The organism is Methanothermobacter sp. KEPCO 2 (genome assembly GCF_041228365.1).
Lineage (GTDB): Archaea > Methanobacteriota > Methanobacteria > Methanobacteriales > Methanothermobacteraceae > Methanothermobacter > Methanothermobacter marburgensis.
Genome location: NZ_CP166185.1, coordinates 1,029,143 through 1,048,700, shown reverse-complemented (window position 1 = coordinate 1,048,700; position 19,558 = coordinate 1,029,143). Strand labels below are relative to the sequence as shown.

Here is a 19,558-nt window from a genome sequence, read left to right as displayed (position 1 = left end):
AGAGGAACCTCTTAAGTTTAAAGGTGTAATCTGATATTATTTCTCATTGATTATTTTATATAGTTATCTCTGTGGGGTGAGGGGGACTTTAGGTTTATAGTTATCTCTGAATGAGTTACTCTGGGTGGATAACCATTAAAAACCAGTTGAGTTTAAGACATGAGGAATTCTCTTATTCTAAAAAATAAATAAAAACAAAAGTTATGGAGACAGTTTTACTGGTTCTCCACGGCTTCAAGTTTCTCTGGAAGATACGTGTCAACCACGTACTCAAGACCATATTTCGAGAAGGACTGCTGTTCTGCCTTCTTACCGATCTTCAGCATCTTCTTTATTTCGGTCTTCCAGAACTCATCCCTGTACCTTGGATCGTTCAGGAGTTCCTTGAGCCTCACCACATCGATGTCCTTGAGGGGATCTGTGGGGAGGTCATAGTTTATTATGTCACTTGCCGTAACCCCCAGGAACTTTGCATCCGGGGTTGCAAGCTGGTGGTTCACATGGGCGAGCTTCGCACTCCCTGAGATTATGACCATGGCGATGTGGAATCCCCATGGGTCTCCGTCGTTACAGATGTACACTGGAAGGTCCAGTTCCTCGTTGACCCTCTTTATGAACCTCCTGGTTGCCCTTGCGGCCTGACCCTTAAGCCCAACGATGAGGGCGTCGAACTTCTTGTAGGCCTTCTCCTGCACGAGACGGTGGAACATACCCATTGTCTCTACCGCAATGACACGTTCAACATCGTGATCCACGAATTCAACCTCATCTATGGTGGGTGATATGTTGTAACCTGATTTGCCAGATCTGAGGGCGTTTATCTCTATATCACCCTCACGGACCGTCAGGGCACCGTAGACAGATGCGCCGTCCTCCTCTGGCATGAGACCCAGCTCCTCCCTGGTCATTCCCAGGGTAACCTCAAGGTCCTCTCCAACGATGTTGGATTCCTGCTGGTCTGCAAAGTCCACCTCCCATCCCTCTGAGATGTAGTAGAGCTCCCTGAGGGTGGCGGTTTTCTCCCTTGCCACCAGGTCCTTGCAGAAGTTGGCGGTGTATAGCATCTGACCTATCTTCTTTATCTGCTTCACATTACCCATTGAACGTGTACCGTAGCGGTCACCCAGGATGTAGTGCCTCTTCTCTTCATCATAGATTATGTTGGATGTACCCCTTGATGGAACCTTTATCCTGGGGATCTTCCCACGGCTCACATCGTCGAGTATGACGTCTCCAAGACTTTTAAGTTTGTTAATGGCTATTTCCCTTCTATTCATCTAGTGATTCCCCCAGAATTTCAAGTTTTGCCCTTCTTGTAACTGTGTCCAGGAGTTCCCTGTAATCAGGTGCCTCCCTCTCTGCCAGGAGAGCCGCCTGCTTTATGATCACCGGAACGTATGTTTCAAATACCTTGGCCCTCTCAGCCTCCTCCTTGGCGGCCTTCTTCTTCCTGAGGTACTTGTAGAGTTTTCTTGCAGCTATCATGGTGGCCTGCCTGATCTCATGGAGTATTTCAGGTTCAGGTGCCACGCTCTGCTTACCTGTTGAGAGGTAAGGGACGTTGGTTGATACGATATTCACGAATATGGTGAGCGGCGTATTTTCAAGGTCCCTTATGCCGTAGCGCCTCCAGTCAAGGCTCTTAACACCCTCGGTTATTGCGCAGCTGCCTGCGTCAAAGGTAAGGGGGACCCTGTTGGCGAACCTCATTATCTCGGCCTTCCTCTGGTCACCAACCATTCTACCGGAGTTTCCACCGTAGGCTATACCGGCCTCAACCACAAAGGCTATACCACCACGGTAGGTTTTGGGTTTCCTTGTCACGGTGGCGGTGAACTCTGGCTGGAGTATCTCCCTCATACCCTTCTCAATCTGCTCCTCTCCAATGGGTATGAGGCCTGAGGTTGGTGGTGACATGAACTTCATCTTCTTGAATGCCTCAACTATGCTCTCGGCCTCCTCCCACTTCATGTCCTTGGGGCGCTTGTTGAGGTCTATGCCGGTGAGTTCTTCGAGTTCCTTGATCTTCTTGGAGGACATCCTTGAGAGGTTGCTTGTAAGCATGCTCCTGAAGCGTCTCTTGTCGGTGTGCTTTGCCATGAATATGAGGTCATCGGCTGTGACACCCCATGGGTGGGGGAGGACCTCCTTTGGCATTGGTGGGATGACGTCTGATGCCCTGTTGAATACGTAGCGGTTCCCTGTGGGGTCATTGAATATTATCTTTGCATGGGGGTTGGCTATCATTGTCCTCCTTATGTACTCGTAGGCCCCCTGCTCTGAGAGCGAGTAGGAGACGTCCTTGAAGTGGAGCTCTATGCAGACCCCTGTGTCCTCAACCTCCACATCCTCCTTTTCGAGTATGAGGCCCTGGTTTTTCTTAACGTCCATCTTGAGGGTCATCTTGACCCCCTTGAGTTCGCCGTTTTCCCTGGTCCCTGATATGACCTTTATGGGCTTACCTGTGGTCATCTGGGATAATAGCACGCAACCACTGCATCCAAGTCCCTGCTGCCCCCTGGACTGGATGTTCCTGAATTTGGACCCGGCGAACATGGTACAGAATACCTTTGGAATGTACTTTTCAGGTATCCCGGGGCCGTTGTCCTGGTGTCTTAGGATGTAGTGGTCCTTACCAATTCTCTTGAGATCTATTTTGATCTCAGGGAGTATACCTGCCTCCTCTGCGGCGTCAAAACTGTTTGTTATGAGTTCATGAAAAACTATCGTCAGTGACCTTATTTTCCCTGTAAAACCCAGCATCTGCTTGTTTTTCCTGAAGAATTCTGAGGGAGTGAGTTCCTGGAATCCTTCGTCAAAGAGATCCAAAGCTTGCCTAGCCAAAAGTTCGCCTCCTTAAATAATTTTTCACAGGATAATACACATGGGATCCCATGTTCATATACACATATGTGTAACTTATAGCATATAAACTTATACCCCTAGATGTAACTATTACAGAAAGCATAGGTTGGGCGATACATGTGAAATAATTGAAATTCGCCCTCACAAAAAACAGGTTTATGGTGGAGTTTACATGAATTTAACGCCTTCCTGAAACTCCTTCATTTTCATTTCCTGTTTCTTCTTTTCAAGAAATGCGTACACAGACTTGTGCCTGGCGCCATTAAGTATCATTTCAACGGCTTCCCTTGCAACAGAGAGTTTTTCAAATTCACCTATCAATGCAACGGTTTTTCCATAGACCGATATATCCACACCGGTCATATCATGGATTATGCGTCTGGTTATACCACCCCTACCTATTACACGACCTTTCTGCCTTGCTATGGCCTTTTTGGATTTACCGACATAGTCGGTTATCTTGATGATGTCAAGGGCAACATCGTCATCCAGGAGCCGGAGGGCAACCTCCGGGTTGAAGCCACGTCCTATGGCCCTAACTATGTTCCTTGCCTTCCATGGTGACAGGGGGTCGTCGAGTTCATCCTGGGGTATGAGTGTAACTGCACCGGTTTCGCTGTCAATTTCAAGGTCTGTCTGGGTGAGGCGCTCAATCTGTGACTTGACCTCACCATTTTTACCTATCAGAACTCCAACCCTTTCTCGGGGTATTTTGAGATATTCCTCGGTGGGCATCTGATTCACCTCAATGAATAAATAAGGATAAACGTTTATAAAACCTACAATAACTTCCTGTAAAGTATCCAGTGGAGTTTCCATTTCTGCTCTGTTATCTGGGATGGATCCTTCTTTTCAGGTTCCAGGTAATGTTTTAAGGTTTTCTTTTTTAATTCTTTCTGTCAGGTTGTGGTTTTTTCCGCAGTTCTTTAATTCTTTTCCTGGTTGTTGGTTTTTGCAGGGGGCTCAGGTTCTTTTTTAATTTTTTTCCTTATATCATCCTCACTTACACTGACCCCCAGCCTTTTAAAGTCACGGACCACGTTCTTTATATCCCTTTCAAGGAGTTCCATGGCCAGTGGGTGGTCAAGGACCATTGCCTGGGATACATCGATTATAACTGGTTCTCCTGAATGGTTCAGTATGTTGAAGAAGGATAGATCCCCATGCACAAGCCTTGCACCAGTGTAAAGGCGGTGCATGTACTCAACTATCAACTCAAGGACCCTCGCAGGGTCATCAGGTGGAACCTCCCTCATGGTGGGAGCCGGTTCACCGTCATCGCCGATGAACTCCATTATGAGTATGTTGTCCCTTGCAACCACGGGTTCTGGCACACGGACACCCGCTTCAAGGGCCCTTTTCAGATTCCTGAACTCCTTGTTAACCCAGGCCTGGACAAGCTGGCGTCTGTTGGTTGTCCTCACCCTGAATCTCGGGTCGCCCTGTATGTAGTACTGCATCTTCTTGAAGTCAGATGTGGCGACACGGTAGATCTTGACAGCAACAAATTCGTCGTTATCGGTTATACCCTTGAAGACATTCGCCTCCTTACCTGTGCTCACAGCACCATTGAGCACCGCAAGGTAACCTGAGTTGGCAAGCTTGTAGAGTGTTTTGAGGGTAAGCTCATCAAAGACCTCACTTCCCACCCTTCGGTCCTCAACACCCTTCAACCTCTTGACGGCCTCCATCCGTCCAAGATCAGAGTCTACCCTATCCACAGCCCCTGATTTAAGTGCCCTGAGTTCAGGGGCCTGCCCTGTTTCTTCAGGATCCATTAAAATCAACTTCTCTCGGGACAATCAGAGTTTGAGGTAGCCCTTCCTCTCAAGCCAGTTGGACTCTGTACGGGTGTACCTCCACACTATATCGGCCTTCTCCTCGCTCTGGAACTCCCATGGCTTCACAAGTACAACGTCACCCTCACGGATCCATATCCTCTTCTTCATCTTGCCCGGGATCCTGCCGAGCCTTATATGGCCATCGGCACACCTCACCTTGAGCTTCCCGTGCCCCATTATCTGCTCAACAACTCCAGGTATCTCGCCCTTCCTGGGCGTCCTCACACGCCTAACTTCCTGTGTCTGATGTCCTCTACTCAAATACTCTCCTCCTCTTTTTTTCGTTGATTAACTTTGATTCTAATGCGATTACACATTCAGCAATCAAAGAAATAGACAGTATAATTTATTACCGGTGCAGATATAAATAAATTGCTTAGACTGCTTTTCATGGTGATCCAATGGGAGTCGAATTTCTTGATATAATCGATCTGGACGATGCAAGGAGGATAATGGCCGATCTCTTCAGGAAACTTTACAGTGGAGGTTCCGAAACCGTTAATATTGATGATGCACTTGGGAGGGTACTTGCAGAGGATGTTAAAAGCCCCATCGACCTGCCACCATTTGACAGGGCATCCCGGGATGGGTATGCGGTGGTGGCCTCAGATACCTTCGGGGCAAGCGATGAGAAACCGGTGAGGCTCAGGTGTATCGAGACGGTTGAGGCAGGCTCTTTGCCATCAGGGAGAGTTGAAAGCGGTTCATGCACCAGGATAAGTACGGGGGCACCGGTACCTGAGGGTGCCGATGCAGTTGTCATGGTTGAGTACACTGAGGTTAGTGGTGAGGACGTCTACATCCATAGGCCGGCATACCCCTCGCAGCATATCGCGGCGGCTGGATCTGATATTGAGGCGGGGAGTGTACTTGTGGGGGGAGGAAGGGTACTCTCACCCGACAAGATCGCGGCGCTTTCAGCTGCAGGTGTCACCTCGGTGAAGGTTGTATCGAGACCATCGGCACATGTCATATCAACGGGTAATGAACTCACTGAGCCCTCAGGGAGACTTGAACCTGCAAAGATATTTGATTCAAATTCTCTGGGAATATCTGCGGCCCTCAGGGATGCCGGCTGCAGTGTCAGCCGTGGGGGTATAATTAGGGATGATTACGATGAACTCAGAAGTGCCCTCATTGAGGGGCTGGGTAAAGCGGACCTCGTTATAACCTCAGGCGGCACCTCTGCAGGGGCGGGCGATGTCCTGGCGGATGTGCTTGAGGATCTTGGTGAGGTGGTCATTCACGGCATCTCCATGAAGCCGGGTAAGCCCACCATAGTGGGAGTGGTTGACGGTAAGATGGTGGTTGGGCTCCCTGGTTTCCCGGTTGCAGCCCTTCTGGTTTTCAGATCAATCGTAGAACCATTCCTCAGGGAACTTTCGGGAATAAAAGCCCCTGAAGGCTCTGTGAAGACACTTAAACTTGCCGAGAGATTCCACTCATCAAGGGGCAGGGTCCAGTATGCCCTCGTGAGGGTTGATGGCCAGTATGCAAGGCCCATATTCAGGGATTCCGGTGCAATAGCAGCCCTTGCAGGGGCCGATGGATACATTGAGGTGCCAAAGAACGTTGAGATACTCAATGAGGGAGAGGAGGTTGAGGTTGTCCTCTTTGAGAACCGGTGAACTTATTCTTTAAAGATTTAAAAGCAGTTATCAGTTTCTATTCTAAATTTTTTTAGCGCATGTTCTTTAAGATTAAAAGCAGTTATCAGTTTCTTTTTCTATTCAGGATATCTGTGACATATTCCACAAGTTCATTAATGTCATGGAATACCGTCTCGCCTTTCAGGTCAACCCTTGGCCTCTCAACGAGGATGATGGGTATTCCAAGCTCTGATGCAGCGGCAACCTTCTCACGGAGACCCCCTGTCTCACCACTGTCCTTGGTGATAACCGCACCTGCACGGTATTCCTTCATGAGCACCCTGTTCATCTCTGGGGAGAATGTGCCCTGCATTGCGATGATCTGTTCGGGGGGCACCCCGAGCCTGTGGCATGCCTCAATTGATGAGGTCTGTGGCAGGACCCGGACGGCAACCCTCTCTGGACCCAGTGAATCAAGAACCTCAGGTAGTGTTGAGATCCCTGCAAGGTGCATCGCCACCTCACCCTCCCTGAGGAGTGATGAGGCCACCTCCCCAGCCTCCCTGAATGAGTCAACCCTTATGGCGCCCTCAATATCCAGCCGTGGTCTTTCGAACCTCAGGTAGGTTATGCCTGTATCCTGGCATGCCAGGAGCGCATTTTCAGTGGCCCTTGCCGCGAAGGGGTGGGTGGCGTCTATGAGGAGTTCAGCGCCGATTTCATCTATCAGTCCGCTCAACCCGGACCTGTCAAGGGGCCCTCTGACTGTTCTTAATGCCCCTGAACTTTCAGCGAGCTCAGCACCGTATTCGGTGGTTGCTGTGGCTGTTATATCAATTCGAGGATCCCTTGAGAGTTTTTCTATGATTCTCCGGGCATCCCTGGTCCCTGCCATCACAATAACATTCATAGGTCATTCCCGCCCGTCAGCAAGCCTCATGATGGCCTCCGCAATCAGTATGAGGGAAGCCACTGCGATTATGAGGATCCAGTCTGTAACCGTGAGGGGGACGGTCCTGAACACACCCTCCAGGGGTGCAAGGTAGACCACAAGGATCTGCAGCAGGAGAGAGGCTGCAACAGCAACAAGGAGAGTCCTGTTGGAAAACCCGGTCCTTGACTTGCAGTTGAATACGTTGAATATCTGGAACATCACAAAGACCGTGAATGCAACTGTCATCGCCCGCTCAACACCGTTCCCTGAGGAGAGCATGTACATGTAGAGCCCCAGCGTCCCTGCTGCCATGACAGCACCTGCAATTACTATACGCAGCAGGTTCCTCCTTGGCATTATATCCTCCCTCTCCGGTTTTCTGAGCATTATATCGGATTCAGGGGGCTCAACACCAAGGGACTGTGCAGGGGGACCGTCCATTATTATGTTTATCCAGAGTATCTGTATCGGGTTGAATGGCACAGGAAGGTTGATGAGCGAGGCCGATACGATTGTGAGGATGGCCCCGACGTTTGTTGAAAGCTGGAACTTAACGAAGCGCCTTATGTTATCGAAGATGGTCCGCCCCTCCCTCACCGCCTTAACTATCGTTGCGAAGTTATCATCCTGGAGCACCATGTCAGAGGATTCCCTTGCCACGTCCGTCCCGCTGCCCATGGCAACACCTATAGCGGCCTTCTTGAGGGCGGGGGCGTCGTTTACACCATCACCGGTCATGGCAACCACGTGGCCCCGCCTCTGGAGGGCCTCAACTATTCTGACCTTCTGTTCAGGGAAAACACGGGCATAGACCCTCACGTCCTCCGCCATCTCCTCGAATTCATCATCAGAGAGATCATCGAGTTCCCTTCCTGTGAGGGCCAGACCATCATCCATGAGCCCCAGTTCACGTGCTATGGCAACCGCAGTGTCCCTGTGGTCGCCTGTGATCATAACAACCTTTATACCCGCCTTCCTGCATGTCTCTATGGCATCTGCAGCCTCCTTTCGTGGAGGGTCCATCATACCGACGAGGCCAGCGAACACAAGGTCCCTCTCCTCATCCTCGCCATCAGGCAGTTTCCGGTATGCAAGGGCCAGAACACGGAGGGCCCTTGATGTCATATCGTTGAGTCTGGACATCCATTTAGCCAGTTCATCATCATCCATTGCCCTCAGGGAGCCGTTATAATCCACGTAACTGCATCTGCCGAGTATTATCTCAGGGGCCCCCTTGATGAGGAGGTATCGCCCGTCAGCCAGCTGGTTTATGGTGGTCATCCTCTTCCTTTTACTGTCAAGGGGTATCTCCATGAGACGGGGGTATTTCTCCTCAAGCTCCTTCCTGCTGTATCCATTTTCATCCGCAAAGCTCAGCATGGCTGCATCGGTTGGGTCACCTATGACCCTATCATCTGAGATTGTGGCGTTGTTGCAGAGTGCTGATACAAGGAGTGCCATCTCTGGTGAGGTGAGCTCTGATTCCCTCACCGTCATACGGTTATGGGTGAGTGTACCCGTCTTGTCGGTGCAGATAACTGAACATGAACCCAGGGTTTCAACTGCAAGGAGCCTCCTTACAATGGCATTGCTCCGGGCCATCCTCTGCATACCCAGTGCAAGGGTTAGTGTCAGTATGGCGGGAAGGCCCTCAGGTACTGAGGCAACTGCAAGTGAAACAGCGGTCATGAAGGTGTCAACCAGTGGAAGTCCGCGGAGGAACTGTATGGCGAATACCATGGCACATACAACCACCGCTATGAGCCCAAGGCTTTTTCCAAGGGAGGCTATCTTCTCCTGCAGAGGTGTCTTACCCTCATCCTCCTGTATCATCTCGGCTATCCTGCCTATTGAGGTATCCATACCCACCGCTATTACGGCACCCTTACCGCGACCTGATACAACGTCAGAGTCCATGAATGCGATAACATCCCTTTCATCCTCAGGGTCTTCATGTGTCTTCTGGACGGGTATGGATTCTCCTGTGAGGGTGGATTCGTCTATGCGGAGGTCATAGGCTTCTATGAGTCTGATGTCTGCAGGTACATTGTCTCCCTCCTCTATGATTACAATATCTCCTATTGTGAGCTCAGAGGCGGGTATTTTCTGGGTCATACCATCCCTTATAACCGTGGCCTCAGTTGATACCAGGCCCTTGAGTTTCTCCATTGCTTTTTCGGCCCTGTATTCCTGTATGAAGCCAACTGTGGCATTCACAACCACCACGAAGAGTATGACTGCAGAATCGAGCACATCACCCACAAAGTAGGATGCCACAGCCGCAAGTATGAGTAGTATGATGAGTATATCCATGAACTGGGCAAGGAACATTCTGAGGGGACCTGCCTTTTTCTCCTCAACCAGTTCGTTTTTACCATAAGTTTCAAGTCTTCTGGCTGCTTCATCTGAATTTAAACCATTTTCTGACGTTTTAAGTTCCTTCAAGACTTCCTTTACACTCATCGTGGCCCATTTCATTTTTAACACTTTTCAATTTATTTTGGTAATTTTCTTGAGATCTAGGATCATGATATTTTTTGAATTGGATTACCCAGTGACATTCATTATCCAGTTTATAAAGTATATATTATTAATGAAGTGGTGTGATTGTGGTGGGATCACCTATGAATCATATATCATCTCAGGTAAGCCGCTTTTGAGGACATCATAAAAAATCAGATGGTTTATGGACTGTACTCGTAGAAAAAGCTTTTTCTGTAATTTACAAGTTTCATGGGTTTTTCTGTGGCTATATTTTCCCCAGTGAGTGGTTTTATGATCAGCCGGGCACCAGCTGCGTCCGCTACCATCATAAGGGGGTTGTGGAGTTCAGATGGGGGTCTTATGGAGTATATTGTGGCGGCATCCCTGTAGATATCCATATCCGGTGATGTGATGTCATCGTAAATTATGTCCCCACGGGAAGGTTTAATATCTGTTAGAACCAAATCAACTTTTGAATGTTTCATGATATAATCTGAAACATACAGGAATCTACCGGCACCAACCTCAACAACACGGTCGGATGGCTGCGAACTCCTGATTATGTAAAGTGCAAGATCTTTCCACATTGTACCACGGAGATAGAGATGATAGTAAGGGAATTCAGACCACAGGACCTTAAAACGGTTCTGAAGATTGAGAGGGAATCATTTGCTGATCCCTACCCGGCACACCTCCTGAGGGATATATACAACCTTGGAGCAGGTTTCCTCGTGGCCCAGGAGGACGGCAGGGTCGTTGGATTCATAATATTCTGGATCCGATTTGAGGATGAAGGTCATATTATCTCACTTGCAGTTGATAAAGATTACCGCCGTCAGGGTGTTGGGGCTGAACTTGTGAGGACAGCCATAGGTATATTTGAAAAATTTCATATTAAAAATATTAAACTGGAGGTAAGGGCAAAGAATAGAGGGGCCATAAATTTCTACAGGGCCCTTGGCTTCAGTGAGGAGAAGGTTATAGCAAACTACTATGAGGATGGAGAGGACGCTGTGGTTATGAGGATGGATTTCCACTCTGAAGGAGATTCTCCTTATGGTCATGAATATTAATTAATCTAATCAGTCAGAAGTCATGATCACGGTGGTGAAATGTTTAGGGAAGCAAAATTAGCCTTGGAAGATGGTACGATAATAAAAGGAGAGGCATTTGGATTTGAAACAGTGAAGACGGGGGAAGTTGTATTTGCAACCGGGATGACGGGTTATGTTGAATCACTCACAGACCCCTCATACAAGGGCCAGATACTCATGCCAACCTACCCCCTGCAGGGTAACTATGGAATATCTGAGAAATGGTACCAGTCAGATGGTATAAAGGCCGAGGGCCTGATAGTGAGGGAGGAATGCCAGAAACCCTCACATCAGCTATCAGAAAAGACACTCTCAGAGTTCCTGGAGGAATATGAAATCCCTGGCATAGCGGGTGTTGACACGAGGGCTCTCACCATAAAGATAAGGGAGAGGGGTACCATGAAGGGTGCCCTTGCAACAGAGGAGATTGATGATGATGAACTCCTTGAACTGGCAGTGAATCAACCGGACATAACCGAGATTGACCTTGTGGACCAGGTATGTGTTACCGAACCGGTCACCATGAATGAGGACGCAGAGAGGAGGGTTGTTATAGTTGACTGCGGAATCAAGAGAAACAGCATAAAAGCCCTCCTTGAAAGGGATGTTGGTGTTGCTGTTGTGCCATACAGAATGGAGCCAGAGGAAATAATGGAATATGACCCTGACGCGCTCCTAATATCAAGCGGACCTGGTGACCCCACAAGGGTGAAGAAGGCCATAAGCACGGTCAGAACACTATCAGAACAGCTGCCCATATTCGGGATATGTCTTGGACAGCAGATAATCGGCCTTGCATTCGGGGCCAGCATATACAAGATGAAATTCGGGCACAGAGGTATAAACCAGCCGGTGAAGGACCTAAGGACAGGTACAGTCTCAATAACATCCCAGAACCACGGGTTCACCATCGACCCGGACTCAGTAAGGGGGACGGATATTGAGATCACACAGCTAAACCTCAACGACGGGACACCTGAGGCAATAGAGCACAGGGAACTCCCGGTTTTCAGTGTCCAGTACCACCCTGAGGCAGGACCAGGACCACATGATACTGTGAACATCTTTGATCGTCTTGTAAGTGTTATGAAAGAATACTAGGATAAGAGGAAGATGGGGATAAAATGCCGCGGGATGAAAGCATCAACAAGGTACTTATCATAGGATCTGGCCCTATACAGATAGGGCAGGCTGCTGAATTTGATTATTCAGGTTCTCAGGCATGCAAATCACTGAGGGAGGAGGGGATTGAGACAGTACTCGTGAACTCAAACCCTGCCACCATCCAGACCGACATGGAAATGGCTGACAGGGTCTATGTGGAGCCCCTCACACCTGAGATAGTTGCAAAGATAATCGAGAAGGAGAAACCCGACGCGGTACTCCCAACCATGGGGGGACAGACAGGCCTCAACGTTGCAACGGGTCTTGCAGAGATGGGCGCCCTCGAGGGTGTGAGGGTTATAGGATCCTCCATTGAGACCATAAGAAACGTTGAGGACCGTGACCTCTTTGACAGTTTCATGAAGAAACTCAACGAGCCAGTACCCGCAGCAAGAGCGGTAAATTCAGTTGAAGAGGCCCTTGAAGCTGTTGAGGAGATAGGTTATCCTGTTATAGTGAGGCCCGCGTTCACCCTTGGGGGTACAGGTGGCGGGGTGGCCCACAACCGCGATGAACTCATTGAGATAGCCACCAGGGGCCTTGAGATGAGTTTCATCAACCAGGTCCTCATAGACCAGTCTGTACTTGGCTGGAAGGAATTCGAGTATGAGGTCATGAGGGACCGCAACGACACCTGCATAATCGTCTGTAACATGGAGAACATCGACCCCATGGGCATACACACCGGGGAGAGCGTGGTGGTTGCACCGGCCCAGACCCTCAGTGACGAGGACAATCAGAGGCTGAGGGATGCGGCAATAAAGATCATAAGGGCCCTCGGGATTGAGGGGGGCTGCAACATACAGTTCGCTGTCCACCCGCAGACCGGCGAGTACAAGGTCATAGAGGTGAACCCGAGGGTGAGCAGGAGCAGTGCACTTGCATCAAAGGCCACAGGTTACCCCATAGCCAAGATCGCCGCCAAGATCGCCGTTGGGATGACCCTCGATGAGATAGAGAATGACATAACAAAGGAGACACCGGCATCCTTTGAGCCATCCATCGACTACATTGTGACAAAGATTCCAAGGTGGCCCTTTGATAAGTTCAGGGGGATAAGCAGGGAGATAGGGGTTCAGATGAAATCCACAGGGGAGGTCATGGCCATAGGAAGAACCCTTGAGGAATCCCTTAACAAGGCCATAAGATCCCTTGATATAGGCGCTGATGGCTTCATGGAGATACCCTACACAAGGAAGGACCTTGAGAACCCCACTGACCTTAGACTGTTCCAGATCTACACAGCCCTTAAGGACGGTATGGGTATAGAGGAGATACATGAACTTACGAGGATAGACCCTTTTTTCCTGGAGAAGATCTTGAACATAGTGAACTTTGAGTCATCCCTCAACAGAGAATCCCTGAGGGATCCCAGGGTCCTCCTCAAGGCAAAGAGGATGGGGTTTTCAGATTCAAGGCTGGCATCAATAACAGGGCTTGCAGAATCAGAAATAAGGTCCCTGAGGCTCAAGAATAATATAAAACCTGTCTACAAGATGGTTGATACTTGCGCAGCCGAATTTGAGGCGAAAACACCCTACTACTATGGCTGCTATGACCTTGAGGATGAGGTTGAGGTCTCAGACAGGAAGAAGGTCCTCATCATAGGTTCAGGTCCAATAAGGATAGGTCAGGGTATAGAATTCGATTACTGCTGTGTACATGCTGCAATGGCCCTCACTGAGGATGGTTATGAGACCATAATGGTCAACAACAACCCTGAAACCGTGAGTACAGATTATGACATATCTGATAAGCTCTACTTTGAACCCCTCACACTGGAGGACGTCCTTGCTGTGATAGATAAGGAGAAACCTGAGGGCGTCGTGGTACAGTTTGGGGGCCAGACATCCATAAACCTTGCCGTACCCCTGGCAGAGGAGGGTGTCAGGATACTGGGAACACCACATGAGAGCATAGACAGGGTTGAGGACCGTGAAAGGTTCACCCGTGTCCTGGATAGGCTGGGGATACCACAGGCACCCTACGGAATCGCCAAGTCCTTTGAGGATGCAAGGGAGGTGGCTGAACGCATAGGCTACCCTGTACTTGTACGGCCATCATATGTCCTCGGTGGAAGGGCAATGGAGATAGTCTACGATGAGAGGGAACTTGAGGAGTACATGAAGGAGGCTGTGAGGGTATCCCCCGAACATCCCATCCTGGTGGATAAGTTCCTTGAGGATGCAATAGAGGTTGACGTGGACGCACTCTCCGATGGAACCGACGTATACATTGGGGGGATAATGGAGCACATAGAGGAGGCAGGGGTCCATTCAGGGGACTCGGCATGTGTGATACCACCCCAGAGCATCCCAAAGGAGATAATTGAAACCATAAAGGAGTACACAAGGAAACTGGCCCTTGAACTTGATGTTGTGGGCTTAATAAACATTCAGTACGCGGTGAAACCCGACTCTGACCCGTCAGTTTACATACTCGAGGCGAACCCCCGGGCCAGCCGCACCGTTCCATTCGTCAGCAAGGCCACCGGTGTTCCACTTGCCAAGATTGCTGCAAGGCTGATGATGGGGGCAAAACTCAGGGACCTTGGACTAACAGAGGAGAAGGAGATAGACCATGTGGCGGTGAAGGAGTCAGTGTTCCCCTTCATAAAACTGCCAGGGGCAGACTCTGTGCTGGGCCCTGAGATGAAATCCACCGGCGAGGCAATGGGTATCGATGAGAACTTCGGGATAGCCTACTACAAGTCCCAGCTATCTGCCAGCATGGACCTCCTCACAGAGGGCAAGGTATTCATAAGCGTCAGGGACCAGGATAAGGACAAGATAGCCGACATCGTTAAGAAGGCCAGCGACCTGGGCTTCAAGATCATGGCAACCCGTGGGACAGCAAGGGCGGTCAGTGACATAGCAGATATAGAGGTTGTGAGGAAGGTGAGCCAGGGGTCACCAAACATAAGGGACTCCATACTCAATGGTGAAGTTGGTCTCATAATCAACACACCATCAGGGAAGCAGTCAGCCGACGATGGCTATCTAATAAGGAGAATGGCCGTAGAACTTGGAATACCCTATGTTACGACACTCGCCGGGGCAAGGGCGGCCCTTAATGCCATTGAGGCTGTTCGACTTGGGAGGATAACCGTGAAGTCCCTTGACGAATACCATGGGATGTGATACATGGCACCAATTTTCTTTTAAATTTTAAACTATTGTGATATTATAGAATGTATCGGTGAAGGACATGAGATATGGAAAACTCATGCTCGCTGCATTCATAATATTATCACTCACTGCATTACCCCTATCAGAGGCCCACATACTCATAGTTGCAGACAGCCTCTCAGATAGCAGCTGCATGTATGATGAGGCAAAGAAGGTTGCAACAACCCTCAAGAACAGGGGCTACCAGGTAGTTGAACTCTACAAGGGAAATGCAACCGTTAAGAATATACTCAAGGGTATGTACGGCGCAGATGCTGTGATATATGCGGGCCATGGCGGATACATGTCAGGGAACTATGACTGCCGTGGGGGATATGCCAGCCCCCCATTCTCACTGGTTGCAAGTGACGGCTACATATGGGGTGCAGGGGATATGGTGCAGGTCAATGGACAGACCTTTTACCTGCCCTTCAAGGAAGGAATACCCGTAATATTACTACACGCATGCTTCTCAACCGGATGGGTTGAGGATTATGAGGTTAAAAACCCCATAGAGACCATCTACCACTTCTCAAGGATGTTCACAGGTTCAGGCGCCAACTACTATGCCACAGCATGGGATGGTGCAGAGATAATATACGACTTCCTGAACGGCTCCAGGAACTTCTATGATGCCAACCAGCAGAACTTTGAGGTTATAAATAAGAGCACAGTTTACAATGGCACAACCATCTGGCGCAACGACCATGGATATGCAGCCTTTGTGGGGGACTGGAATGGCACCTTCCCAAAAGCCAGCGATACAACACCATATGATGATGCCGCCGCAGAGGAGTGGTACAGAAACAAGGTCAAACCCAACTTCACAGGAAGCAAACCAGTGGCAGACTTCACATACACCTACTGTGGTTCAGAATCACTTCGAACGTTCACCTTCAGGTCAATGGCATATGACCCTGATAACGACACAGTAACACTCAAGTGGAACTTCGGCGACGGCTCAACAGCAGCATGTGAAGAGGTCACCCACACCTATGCAAGGGAGGGCTACTACACAGTTTCACTGACAGCAACGGATAGCAATGGATTAATCTCAGTTAAGAAGAAGACAATCACGGTTGGAAACCCAAAACCCGACCTTGTGGTAACGGGAACAAGAAAATCTGGAAGCACACTCTACATATACGTTAAGAACCAGGGGACAGCTGCAGCCAGAAACTTCTACACAAGGGTGTGGTATGGCAGCTATTCAACAAGGAACTATAAACAGGTGTACACGGGCACACTGAACCCTGGCGCGACGGTCACACTAAAGACCTACTACAGGTACTCACGGGGCACGGTTAAGACAGACTACTACGGCAAGGTCTCTGAGAAATCAGAAACAAACAACATCAGGAAATTCTGAAAAATTATTCCATTAATTCTTTCTTCATGAACTCACAGCAGACGTCTGAATTTAAACTTCATTTTTTTTTATTCTTATCCTTACTTACAAATAATAAAATAGGGCAAAAACCAATAATCAAATATGCTTGTTGTTGAAAACGGGACTGTCCTCCGCGGTGCAAGTCTGAGACCCGAAAGGACAAACCTCCTCATTGAGGATGGCATCATAGTCGAGATAACCCCTGATAGGATCCCGGGAAGCAACAGGATTGATGCATCAGGCCTCATGGTTGCACCTGCCCTTGTGAACTCCCACGTGCACCTTGGAGACTCAGTTGCAATGGACGTTGGTGATGGGAGGCCACTTGAGGATATAGTGAGACCCCCAAATGGCCTGAAACACAGGATACTTGAATCATCACCACAGTGGAAACTCAAGGCAGCCATGAAGGATGTGATGGCTGACATGATGGCACATGGCACAGGATCATTCATTGACTACAGGGAGGGTGGTGTTAAGGGTGTTGAACTCCTCACTGAAGCAATGGCTGATCTCCCCCTGAGGGGAATGATACTCGGGAGGGACCCTGCGGTTTTTGACCCTGAAGCATCAAATGCTGAGATCAGGCGCGCTGTGAGGAGGATCCTTGAGTTATCTGATGGGTTTGCACCAAGTGGCATGGGAGAGATAACCGATGAGGCAGCCCGCATAATCGTTGATGAATGTGAAAGGATGGGTAAGATTGCATCGATTCACGTTGCAGAGCACCCCGAATCCCAGAGGCGATCACTTGAAGAGACAGGCCGGAGTGAGGTTGAAAGGGCTCTGGAAGCCGGATTTAAGCTTCTGGTGCACCTCACAAATCCAGTCAAGGATGACCTTGAAACTGTAAGGGAAAGCGGGGCCTCGGTTGTGCTGTGCCCCAGATCCAACGGGGCGCTCTCAGCAGGCATACCCCCAGTCAAGAGGATGCATGAGATGGGCATAAATCTCCTTCTTGGCACAGACAACGTCATGTTCAACTCGCCGGACCTCCTCAGGGAGATGGAGTACACCCTGAAGGTTACAAGGGGATCCACAGGTGAGTACTTCCCACCACTTGAGGTGCTGAGGATGGCAACCGTTAACTCATTGGGGATAACAGGTGGGGGTGTTATTGAGGAAGGATTTCCCGCGGACCTCATGATCACCGAGAAATTATCCGCTGACCCCTACCTCTCCATCATAAACCGTACTGAATCGAAAAATATAATATACTTAATAATAAAAGGTAAACTAGTTAAGAGGTGAGGCTATGTACAGTAAAATCCTGCTCCCAACCGACGGCTCAAAACATGCCAACAAGGCAGCTGAACATGCTATATGGATTGCCAGGGAAAGTGGAGCCGAGATAATTGCATTGACAGTTATGGAGACATCATCCCTTGTGGGTCTCCCGGCAGACGACCTTATAATAAGGCTGAGGGAGATGCTCGAGGAGGAGGCATCAAGGTCCCTTGAAGCCGTTAAGAAGCTTGTTGAGGAATCAGGGGCAGGTGTTAAACTGACACTCAGGACCGATGAGGGTTCACCTGCAGAGGCCATACTAAGGACAGTGGAGAAGGAGGGCGTGGATCTCGTGGTCATGGGAACCTCAGGCAAACACGGCCTTGACAGATTCCTGCTGGGCAGCGTGGCAGAAAAGGTGGTAAGGTCAGCAGGCTGCCCGGTCCTTGTTGTTCACTGAAAAACCATTTTTTTTAACCGACTCGCTTCTGGTGTTGGTCATGCTTGTAAAGGAGATAATGTCAGAGAAAATACACTATGTAACTGTTCCAGGAAACAGGTCAACAGCCCTTGAACTCATGAGAAAGGAGAATGTATCAGGGCTTCCAGTAGTTAAGAAGGGGACAGAGGAACTTGTGGGGATAATAACAAGATCAGACCTTGTTGAGAATCCGGATGAGGAGCAGATAGCGCTGATAATGACGAGGAATCCTGTCACAGTCGCCCCAGACGATGACGTCAGGGTGGCTGCAGAGAGGATGCTTGAGAGGAACATCCGGAGGGTCCCTGTTGTGGACCAGGACAGGCTTGTGGGTATAGTGACAAGCTATGACCTGGTTGCAGGTGCAATTGCAGAGATGGAAATCGATGAACCCGTGGAGAATTACATGACAAGGAACATCCCCACAACATGGGATAGAACACCCCTCAGTGTGGCATTTGAGATAATGAGGTACTTTGGGCTGAAGGTCCTCCTGGCCCTCAACAACAGCGGTGAACTCTCAGGGGTCCTCACAGAGACCGACTTCATAAATGAGAGCGAGGTTGTCTCTGAAAGTACCGTTCATAATACATCTGTGGGTACAGAGGGTGACAGGTGGTCCTGGGACAGCAAAAACGTACTCTACGTTATAAAAAACCAGCTCAAATTCCCTGACAAGGAGGTCAGGGATGTTGCGACCACAGATATAGTCACCGCAACCACCTCAACCACGGTCACCTCCTGCGCAAGGAAGATGAAGAGGAGGAACATTGAACAGATACCCATCATAGACTATGAGGGAAACCTCACCGGGCTTGCAAGGGCCAATGACCTTATAAATGCTCTGATTGATTCAAATGAGTGACCAGAGGATAACACTGAAGGCCTCAAAGGGCCTTCTGAGGGTGGCGGCTAAGAACCATGGTGAGGTCTCAATAAGGGACATCGAGATCAAGATGCTACTCGGCTACTGCTGGTGGTATGACCTGCCGGTTATTGAGACACTGCTGGATGTACTTGAGATGACACTGAAGAGGGCCATCTCTGAGGTACTCCCCCATGATGAGCTACTGCTTGATTACACGGTGAGGACAAATGACATCCCTGATGACTCCAGTGAGGTTGAGATATTTTTCAATGGGATAAGTGCCGATGGGATTGAGTTCAGCACCCCCTCTGGACTTGTTTTAAGGGGTGATGATTCAAGGGGCCTCCTTCAGAAGATCACCTCCTTCAGAAGGAGGTTAATGAGAATGTTCAGAGGGTCCTGTGACAGGACAATCCAATGCAACTATAATCTGAGGCCCCACATTACCCTGTGA

Annotated in this window: 17 protein-coding genes; 9 read left to right on the top strand and 8 right to left on the bottom strand. The window is 49.3% G+C overall.

Annotated features, from left to right (window positions below; translation table 11 throughout):
• Positions 1–215: 215 nt before the first annotated feature.
• The 5 genes from AB9H23_RS05530 to eif1A all read right to left on the bottom strand — a co-directional run bounded on the left by AB9H23_RS05530 (position 216) and on the right by eif1A (position 4,967).
• Positions 216–1,277, bottom strand: coding sequence for a DNA topoisomerase IV subunit A (locus AB9H23_RS05530; protein WP_300476961.1), 1,062 nt, complete (start codon positions 1,275–1,277; stop codon positions 216–218).
• The gene (gene top6B, locus AB9H23_RS05525) at positions 1,270–2,844 is read right to left on the bottom strand and encodes a DNA topoisomerase VI subunit B (RefSeq protein WP_370004454.1); all 1,575 of its coding nucleotides are present in this window, start codon (positions 2,842–2,844) and stop codon (positions 1,270–1,272) included. Before top6B ends, AB9H23_RS05530 begins: the two co-directional genes overlap by 8 nt.
• Before the next feature lie 189 nt (positions 2,845–3,033).
• Positions 3,034–3,600: a KH domain-containing protein gene (locus tag AB9H23_RS05520; protein WP_370004453.1), complete on the bottom strand. Its 567-nt coding sequence runs from the start codon at positions 3,598–3,600 to the stop codon at positions 3,034–3,036.
• A gap of 191 nt (positions 3,601–3,791) precedes the next feature.
• Positions 3,792–4,643, bottom strand: coding sequence for a serine protein kinase RIO (locus tag AB9H23_RS05515; RefSeq protein WP_370004452.1), 852 nt, complete (start codon positions 4,641–4,643; stop codon positions 3,792–3,794).
• 24 nt (positions 4,644–4,667) lie between these two features.
• Positions 4,668–4,967 (bottom strand): translation initiation factor eIF-1A, encoded by a 300-nt coding sequence (gene eif1A / locus AB9H23_RS05510; RefSeq protein ID WP_013296185.1) that lies wholly within the window; start codon positions 4,965–4,967, stop codon positions 4,668–4,670.
• 140 nt (positions 4,968–5,107) lie between these two features.
• On the opposite strand from eif1A, the gene glp reads away from it, so the two are divergent.
• Positions 5,108–6,334: a gephyrin-like molybdotransferase Glp gene (gene glp / locus AB9H23_RS05505; protein WP_370004451.1), complete on the top strand. Its 1,227-nt coding sequence runs from the start codon at positions 5,108–5,110 to the stop codon at positions 6,332–6,334.
• 85 nt (positions 6,335–6,419) lie between these two features.
• On the opposite strand, the gene cobK is transcribed toward glp, so the two are convergent.
• From cobK to AB9H23_RS05490, 3 genes are all read right to left on the bottom strand, one after another.
• Positions 6,420–7,205 carry a precorrin-6A reductase gene (gene cobK, locus AB9H23_RS05500; RefSeq protein ID WP_370004450.1) on the bottom strand — a complete coding sequence of 262 codons (786 nt, stop codon included), beginning with the start codon at positions 7,203–7,205 and terminating at the stop codon, positions 6,420–6,422.
• A 3-nt stretch (positions 7,206–7,208) separates the two neighbouring features.
• Positions 7,209–9,707, bottom strand: a complete 2,499-nt coding sequence (locus tag AB9H23_RS05495) for a calcium-transporting P-type ATPase, PMR1-type (RefSeq protein WP_370004449.1) — start codon at positions 9,705–9,707, stop codon at positions 7,209–7,211.
• 206 nt (positions 9,708–9,913) lie between these two features.
• A complete protein-coding gene (locus AB9H23_RS05490) occupies positions 9,914–10,300 on the bottom strand; it encodes a UPF0146 family protein (RefSeq protein WP_370004448.1) in 387 nt (128 codons plus the stop codon).
• An 18-nt stretch (positions 10,301–10,318) separates the two neighbouring features.
• Here AB9H23_RS05490 and rimI point away from each other — a divergent pair, with 18 nt between their 5' ends.
• The 8 genes from rimI to AB9H23_RS05450 all read left to right on the top strand — a co-directional run bounded on the left by rimI (position 10,319) and on the right by AB9H23_RS05450 (position 19,558).
• A complete protein-coding gene (rimI, locus tag AB9H23_RS05485; protein ID WP_370004446.1) occupies positions 10,319–10,786 on the top strand; it encodes a ribosomal protein S18-alanine N-acetyltransferase in 468 nt (155 codons plus the stop codon).
• Positions 10,787–10,825: 39 nt separating this feature from the next.
• Positions 10,826–11,908: a glutamine-hydrolyzing carbamoyl-phosphate synthase small subunit gene (carA, locus tag AB9H23_RS05480; RefSeq protein ID WP_370004445.1), complete on the top strand. Its 1,083-nt coding sequence runs from the start codon at positions 10,826–10,828 to the stop codon at positions 11,906–11,908.
• A gap of 23 nt (positions 11,909–11,931) precedes the next feature.
• Positions 11,932–15,111 carry a carbamoyl-phosphate synthase large subunit gene (gene carB, locus AB9H23_RS05475; protein WP_370004444.1) on the top strand — a complete coding sequence of 1,060 codons (3,180 nt, stop codon included), beginning with the start codon at positions 11,932–11,934 and terminating at the stop codon, positions 15,109–15,111.
• 67 nt (positions 15,112–15,178) lie between these two features.
• Complete coding sequence (locus AB9H23_RS05470) at positions 15,179–16,507, top strand: PKD domain-containing protein (RefSeq protein WP_370004443.1); 1,329 nt, start codon at positions 15,179–15,181, stop codon at positions 16,505–16,507.
• Positions 16,508–16,630: 123 nt separating this feature from the next.
• The gene (locus AB9H23_RS05465) at positions 16,631–17,779 is read left to right on the top strand and encodes an amidohydrolase family protein (RefSeq protein WP_370004442.1); all 1,149 of its coding nucleotides are present in this window, start codon (positions 16,631–16,633) and stop codon (positions 17,777–17,779) included.
• Between the two features lie 4 nt (positions 17,780–17,783).
• On the top strand, positions 17,784–18,215 hold the full coding sequence (locus AB9H23_RS05460; protein WP_013296175.1) for a universal stress protein: 432 nt from the start codon (positions 17,784–17,786) through the stop codon (positions 18,213–18,215).
• Positions 18,216–18,255: 40 nt separating this feature from the next.
• Positions 18,256–19,101 carry a CBS domain-containing protein gene (locus tag AB9H23_RS05455; protein ID WP_321210988.1) on the top strand — a complete coding sequence of 282 codons (846 nt, stop codon included), beginning with the start codon at positions 18,256–18,258 and terminating at the stop codon, positions 19,099–19,101.
• A complete protein-coding gene (locus AB9H23_RS05450; RefSeq protein ID WP_370004441.1) occupies positions 19,094–19,558 on the top strand; it encodes a hypothetical protein in 465 nt (154 codons plus the stop codon). Before AB9H23_RS05455 ends, AB9H23_RS05450 begins: the two co-directional genes overlap by 8 nt.